The organism is Streptomyces sp. NPDC002130 (assembly GCF_040296465.1).
Lineage (GTDB): Bacteria > Actinomycetota > Actinomycetes > Streptomycetales > Streptomycetaceae > Streptomyces.
The window spans coordinates 1-6,227 of record NZ_JBEOXI010000366.1 but is presented as its reverse complement, the minus strand read 5'-3'; the positions used below and the strand labels follow the sequence as shown (position 1 = coordinate 6,227).

Annotated in this window: 8 protein-coding genes and 1 pseudogene; 4 read left to right on the top strand and 5 right to left on the bottom strand. The window is 73.6% G+C overall.

The window, feature by feature from the left end:
• Window positions 1-604, bottom strand: a 604-nt coding sequence (locus tag ABT116_RS38420; RefSeq protein ID WP_351644132.1) for a TetR/AcrR family transcriptional regulator, incomplete at its 3' end; no start/stop codon positions are given.
• A 95-nt stretch (window positions 605-699) separates the two neighbouring features.
• Between ABT116_RS38420 and ABT116_RS38415 the strand changes: the two genes are divergently transcribed.
• Complete coding sequence (locus ABT116_RS38415) at window positions 700-1,647, top strand: alpha/beta fold hydrolase (RefSeq protein ID WP_351644128.1); 948 nt, start codon at window positions 700-702, stop codon at window positions 1,645-1,647.
• 9 nt (window positions 1,648-1,656) lie between these two features.
• Here ABT116_RS38415 and murQ read toward each other — a convergent pair whose 3' ends face one another.
• Window positions 1,657-2,589 carry an N-acetylmuramic acid 6-phosphate etherase gene (gene murQ / locus ABT116_RS38410; RefSeq protein WP_351644125.1) on the bottom strand — a complete coding sequence of 311 codons (933 nt, stop codon included), beginning with the start codon at window positions 2,587-2,589 and terminating at the stop codon, window positions 1,657-1,659.
• 46 nt (window positions 2,590-2,635) lie between these two features.
• Entirely contained in the window at window positions 2,636-3,571 is a 936-nt protein-coding gene (locus ABT116_RS38405) for a MurR/RpiR family transcriptional regulator (RefSeq protein WP_351644122.1), read from the bottom strand.
• A gap of 55 nt (window positions 3,572-3,626) precedes the next feature.
• Here ABT116_RS38405 and ABT116_RS38400 point away from each other — a divergent pair, with 55 nt between their 5' ends.
• Together ABT116_RS38400 and ABT116_RS38395 are read left to right on the top strand one after the other, a co-directional pair.
• The gene (locus ABT116_RS38400; RefSeq protein WP_351644119.1) at window positions 3,627-4,010 is read left to right on the top strand and encodes a DUF8819 family protein; all 384 of its coding nucleotides are present in this window, start codon (window positions 3,627-3,629) and stop codon (window positions 4,008-4,010) included.
• A 7-nt stretch (window positions 4,011-4,017) separates the two neighbouring features.
• Window positions 4,018-4,305: a DUF4031 domain-containing protein gene (locus ABT116_RS38395; protein ID WP_344466263.1), complete on the top strand. Its 288-nt coding sequence runs from the start codon at window positions 4,018-4,020 to the stop codon at window positions 4,303-4,305.
• Here the strand turns inward: ABT116_RS38395 and ABT116_RS38390 are convergent.
• Entirely contained in the window at window positions 4,275-5,330 is a 1,056-nt protein-coding gene (locus tag ABT116_RS38390; RefSeq protein WP_351644135.1) for a GNAT family N-acetyltransferase, read from the bottom strand. The two genes, ABT116_RS38395 and ABT116_RS38390, sit on opposite strands and share 31 nt — an antisense overlap.
• 34 nt (window positions 5,331-5,364) lie before the next feature.
• Window positions 5,365-6,027, bottom strand: coding sequence for an HD domain-containing protein (locus tag ABT116_RS38385; protein WP_351644117.1), 663 nt, complete (start codon window positions 6,025-6,027; stop codon window positions 5,365-5,367).
• 46 nt (window positions 6,028-6,073) lie between these two features.
• Between ABT116_RS38385 and ABT116_RS51035 the strand changes: the two are divergent.
• Window positions 6,074-6,227, top strand: a pseudogene (locus ABT116_RS51035) (maleylpyruvate isomerase family mycothiol-dependent enzyme); the annotation flags it as partial.

Here is a 6,227-nt window from a genome sequence, read left to right as displayed (position 1 = left end):
GCCGGGACGCCAGACCCCCGAAGTAACTGCGGTGCACGGAGGCCAGGTCGACGTGCTCCGGGTCCAGCAGCCAGAGCAGGTGGACCCCTTCGACGAACGCGGCCGTCTCGGCGGCCAGGACGGCCGGGTTCAGATCCGCGCGCGCGGAACCGTCGGCCATGGCGCGCGCGAACAGGGAGGTCAGGTGCCTTCGCAGTGCCCGGCCACGGTCCCGGAACCAGGTGTGGAGCACGGATCCGGGATCCAGGTTCTCCGCCGTGAGGGTGGTGTGCAGGGCGGCCAGATCCCGTTCGGTGGCGGCGGTGTGCTCGGCGTCCCGGATGAACCAGTCGAACGCCTCGTTCAGGGTGGGTTGCGCACCCTCCGTGATGGACAGCCGTTCCAGGGCACGCCGGTCCGCCTCCTCCAGCACGGCCCGCACGAGACCGTCCTTGCTGCCGAAGTGGTGGATGAGAGCGGACGGGGTGACGCCGGCGCGCTCGGCGATCGCGGCCACCCCGGTGCCGCGGACCCCCTGGCGCGAGAACAGCTCGATCGCCGCGTCGACCATGGCGCGGCGGCGCTCCACGCCACGCCTCTGCACCTGTCCCTTGACACCCGCCATGGGGTCAGCGTGCCCGCACCGCACCGCGGCGTCCAACTCCTCTCGGCCGGGAAAGCGGGTGCGCGCGCCGCCCACACCCATTAACCTGAACGACCATGCAGGAAAATGAATCGAAGAACGCACACCTGACGGGCTGCGAGCGGATGGTCCGCACGGAGGGCCTCGAGCTGTGGACAGAGGACTTCGGGGAGGCGGACCACCCCGCGGTGCTCCTGGTGATGGGCGCTCAGGCACAGGGCATCCAGTGGAACGACGGCATCGTCCGCCGCTTGATCGACGCAGGCCGCCGGGTCATCCGTTACGACCACCGCGACACCGGACGCTCTTCCAGGGTCGATTTCACCCGCCGGCCCTACACCGTCGCCGACATGGCCTCCGACGCGCTCGCGGTCCTGGACGCGCTCGGGGTGGAGCGGGCACACGTGGTGGGCGCGTCCCTCGGCGGCGTCATCGGTCAGCGGCTGGCCGTCACGCAGCCGAGCCGGGTGCTGACCCTGACGAGCCTGTCGTCCCAGCCTCTCGGAACGGACACGGCGGCGGCGGTCCGGCGCGCCCTGGAGGGGGCGCCCCCGCTCCCCGGCGAACTGCCGCCGCCCGACCCCGAGCTGCTGGCCACGCTCGCGTCGGCCTTCCCCGAACCGCAGGCCGGCCTGGAGGCCTACCTCGCCGCCCGGCTGCCGCTGTGGCGTGTCCTGCACGGTGCGGTGCTGCCGTTCAGTGAGGAGGAGTACCGCGCGATGGAGCACCGGGTGTACGAGCGGGCGCCCGATCTGCGGGCCGCACTCAACCACACGCTCGCGGGGGCCGCCCCCGTCGGTTCCACGGCGGACCTGGCCTCCGTCACGACGCCGACGCTGGTGCTGCACGGCACCGAGGACCCGATGTTCCCGCCCGCCCACGCCGAAGCCACCGCCGCGGCCATCCCCGGTGCCCGCCTGGTCCTGATCGAGGGCATGGGCCACACCCTGCCCTCGGCGCTGGACGACCGCCTTGCCGACGAGATCCTGCGCCACACGGGGCGGGTGGCACACGCGACCGCCTGACGGCAGGTCCTACGGGCGAGCCTCCAGGGCCGCCCTCAAGCGGCCGTCGGACTCCTCCAGCAGGCGGGCCGCCGTCGCACCGTCCACGTCGGCCAGGATGCTCAGGATGGCGTTCTTCACCTCGCCGTCGGTGGCGGCCAGGGCGCGGTCGATCTCGTCGTCCGCGGCGCCGGTGGCGAGGGCGACGATGCGGTGGGAGCGGGCGCGGAGCTTGTCGTTGGAGGCGCGGACGTCGACCATCAGGTTCCCGTACGTCTTGCCCAGCCGGATCATCGTGATCGTCGAGAGCATGTTGAGGACGAGCTTCTGCGCCGTGCCGGACTTCAGGCGGGTGGAGCCGGTGAGCAGTTCGGGACCCACCACGATCTCGATGCCGTGGTCGGCGGCCGCCGCGAGCGGGCTGCCGGGGTTGCAGGCGAGGCCGATGGTGAGGCAGCCGCGGGCGCGGGCGTGCTCGACCGCGCCGATGGCATACGGGGTGCGGCCCGAGGCGGAGATGCCGACCACCGTGTCGTCGGGGGTCGGGGCGAGGGCGTCCAGGTCCGCCCGGGCCAGTTCCCGGGAGTCCTCCGCGCCCTCGACCGAGGTGACCACGGCGTCCGGGCCGCCCGCGATCAGGCCGACGACCCTGGCGGGGTCGGTGTTGAAGGTGGGCGGGCACTCGGAGGCGTCCAGGATGCCCAGCCGGCCCGCCGTGCCCGCGCCCGCGTAGACCAGCCGGCCGCCCCGGGCCATCCGACGCGCGACGGCGTCGATCGCGGCGGCGATCTGCGGCAGCCGCGCCGCGACCGCCCCGGCCACGGTGGCGTCCTCGCCGTTCATCAGCCGGGCGATGTCGAGGGTGGGCAGCCGGTCGATGTCCGCGAGCTCCGGCCGGAAGGCCTCGGTGGTCAGGGACTCCAACTCGGTCCTGAGATCACGGGGGTGGGAGGTGGAGGTCATGGACGGCTCTTTCCGTGTCTTTCCGGTGCTGGGCGGGGCGGCTGCCTCAGGAACGGTGCCGGTGGGCCAGCGCCTCGTACGACGCCGACAGCGCCGGCGCCGCCTTCTCGTACGTCCGCTGCGCCACCCCCACGAACAGGCAGTCCACCACGAGGAGCTGACCGGTCCGGGACGACATGGCCGCCGGGCGCAGCTCGCTCTCCCGTGCGGTGGACGTGGTGAGGACGTGGTCGGCGTACTGCGTGACCGGGCCGTCGGGGCGGCCGGTGATCGCCACCGTCGTCGCCCCGCGCTCGAAGGCCACCCGCAGCGGCTCTATGACGTCCCCCGTCGACCCGGAGTGCGTGATGGCGATCGCGACGTCGCCCGCGCGCAGTTGCACGGCGTTGGTGACGGCGAGGTGCGGGTCGCTGTGGGCGTGGGCTATCAGCCCTATGCGCAGCAGCTTCTGCGTGAGGTCCTGGGCGACCAGGCCGGACGCGCCGACCCCGTACACATCGGTGCGGCGGGCCGTGGTCAGCGCGGTGACGGCCGCGGCCAGTTGGACGGTGTCGAGGCCGGCGGCGGTGTCGGCAAGGGTCTGCTGCTCGTCGTAGGCGAGCTTGGCGACCACGTCCGCGATCGGGTCGTCGACCGCGATGTCCGTCGTGATGGCCGGGGCACGGCCCGACTGCTGCTGGGCCGCGAGGCCGGCGAGGGCCAGGCGCAGGTCCCGGTAACCCGGATAGCCCAGCAGGCGGGCGGTGCGTACGACGGTGGCCTCGCTGGTGCCGGTGAGTTCGGCGAGGCCGGTGACCGTGAGGGCCGCGCAGCCCGCCGGGTCGCTCGCCACGGCCTCGGCGACGCGCTGCATGGACCGCGTCATCGACGGGCCGAGCGTGCGGACCTTGGCCGCGAGGGCGGCCGGGGCGGGCGGGGCGGCGCTCGCGCCGGAGGAGCCGCCACGCTCGCGGGCGAAAATTTCCTTCACGTCTCGGGTCACGATTGAAAGATATTTTCGGGGCGGCGCCGGGGTCAAGAGTGCGCACAATGGGTGCATGGAACCCATCAGCCCCCTGGAGCAGGCGCTGCACGCCGCGCGCGCCCTCGTGCTGGCCGACCTCGTCGCGGGCCGCGTCGCCGACGCGGATGTCGTGTCGCTGGTCGAGGAGTCCGTCAAGCAGCGCCGATGGTGGGTCGAGCAGTGGCCCGAGGGCGCCCGGTACGTGGCGGGCCTGGTCGCGCAGGACGTCCAGGACTCCCTGCTGGAGCGGTACGGCCGCTGGCCGCTGTGCCCGGTGTGCGGCACGGGCGATCCGCACGCCCTCGATGTGGAACCGGAGTTGGGGCCCGACCCGCACTGGGTGTGCAGCGAGGCGGGCGTGAAGGTCGCCGCGGTGGGGTCGCTGGGCGAGGCCATCGGCGGGCCGGCGTCCTCGTGAGGCCCTGGTGACGATCTACATCGACCCACCGACCTGGCCCGGCCACGGCCGCCTGTGGTCCCACCTCGTCAGCGACGTCTCCTACGACGAACTGCACACCTTCGCCGCCCGCCTCGGCGTCCCGCCCCGGGCCTTCGAACGGGACCACTACGACATCCCCGACCAGCGGTACGCCGACGCGGTGCGGGCCGGGGCCGTGGAGGTCAGCAGCCGCGAGGTGGTGCGGCTGCTGCACGCGGCGGGGCTGCGGCGGCCCAAGGGACGCTATCCCTCGCGGGGTTCGCGCAGCTCGTAGGTCAGCTGCTCGGGGTCCTCGGCGACCTGGGTGAACCCGGCGCGCCCGAGCACGTTCTGCGACGGCAGGTTGCCCCGCTCGACGTTCGCGACCACCGTCCGCACCTCGTCCCGCTCCAGTGCCCAGGCCGACAGGGCGCGCAGCGCCTCGGTGGCGTAGCCGTGGCCGCGGGCGCCCTCGACCAGGTCGTAGCCGACCTCGACCCGGCCGTCCGCGTCCGGGACGCCGTGGAATCCCATGGCGCCGACCGCGCGGCCGTCCTCGCGCCGGACCAGCACGTACGTGCCCCACTCCGGCCGGTGGACGCCGTCCTCGTACTGCTTGTACACCAGCCCGGTGCCGACCCTGGTGCCCTCCATCGGGCCGCCCTCGATCCACTCGAAGCCGCCGTCGCCGACCGTGGACAGGTCGGCCGCGGCCGCCGGGGTGACGCCCTCCAGAGTGAGCCGCTCGGTGCCGATCACCAGGTTGTTGTTCCAGCGCCACTGCGTGACCGGGGCGCGGCCGGGCAGCTCCCCGCGGCCGGTGGCCCACAGCAGGGTCGGCCACGGGGTGGGACCCGGCTGGACGTACGGGAAGATCCGGGTGAGCACGAAGTCGCACAGCTCGGGCGCCGGTTCGTACGACACGCCCAGCCCCTCGGCGATGTCGTGCGTGTGCAGCAGCACCTCGGCCACGCCCATCGCGGCGAACCCCTCACGGTTCGCGCTGCGGAACGGGTACGGGTGGAAGGCCCGCACATCACGCGGAGTGGTACGGATCGCGGCGGCGAGCAGGGCGCCGGTCGTGCGGATCACCTGCACCGCGCCCGCGTTGTCGGTCCCCTCGTCCAGCGAGATCTCGAAGGGCGTGTACCCCTCTGGCTCCCGTCCGGCCAACTGTCCCGCGTACGCGATGAGATCGCCCGCGATGTGCACGGCCGCCTCCCGGCAGCTCCACTCCAGCCGCCCGGCCCGCACGCCCTCCCAGTCCCGTTCGGCAACCGCCCCCAGCAGCCCGGCACACTCGTCGACGGCCTGCTCCACCTGTTCCGCACCCGTTGTCCACATGGTGGGCAGGCTACGAGGCGTCGTGGGGTGGGGGCGACAGCATTTCCAGCTCGGCGGCGAGGTTGTAGCGGGCCGTGGCCTCCCATTCGGCGGTGCCGTGCGGCGTCCTGAACAGGCGTGGGAGGTCGAGCAGTTGACGCAGGATCGCGGCGCGGCCCGCGCGGAAGGCGTCGCTGGGGACGAAGTGGTACTCCTGGCGGACGGCGGTGGTGTAGGCGGCGTACGCGGACGGGGGCGAGGCGAGGATCGCGAGGTCGGCGTCGCACAGGACCTGGCCGTCGGGGTCGTCGTCGGCGGGGTCGTGGGTGACGGTGAGCCGGACCAGGCGGGCCACCTCGGCGGTCTTCGCGTCGGGAAGGCCGGCCTCCGCGAGGGCGCGTTCGGCGAGGCGGGCCGAGCGCTCCTCGTTCTCGGAGCGGTCGGGCAGGTAGACCGCGTCGTGGAACCAGGCGGCCAGCCGGACCACGTCCGGGTCGCGCGCGTACCGCTGGAGTTCGTCGACCCGGTCGAGGACCGCCGTGAGGTGCTCGACCGTGTGGTAGCGGCGCTGGGGCTCCTGCCACCGGGTGAGCAGGGCATCGGCGTACGGCGCCGGGTCCGGGCCGCCGGCCGGGCCCCGGGCCGCTTCCAGGGCGTGGGCGAAACGGGTGCGCAGCGAGTCGAGATCTGCCATGGGGGCATTCTCCCGCCGAGCGGGCCCAGGGACCTAGCGTGGGGGGATGACGACACCTGCTGATGTGCATGACGTACGGGACCCCGAGCAGCCCGGGCGGCTGCTGACGATCGAGCGTGACGCGCTGATCCCGCTGCTGCGGGGCCGGGCCGGGGAGGACTTCGCGCGGCCGGTCGCCGCGTGTCCGGGCTGGACGGTGC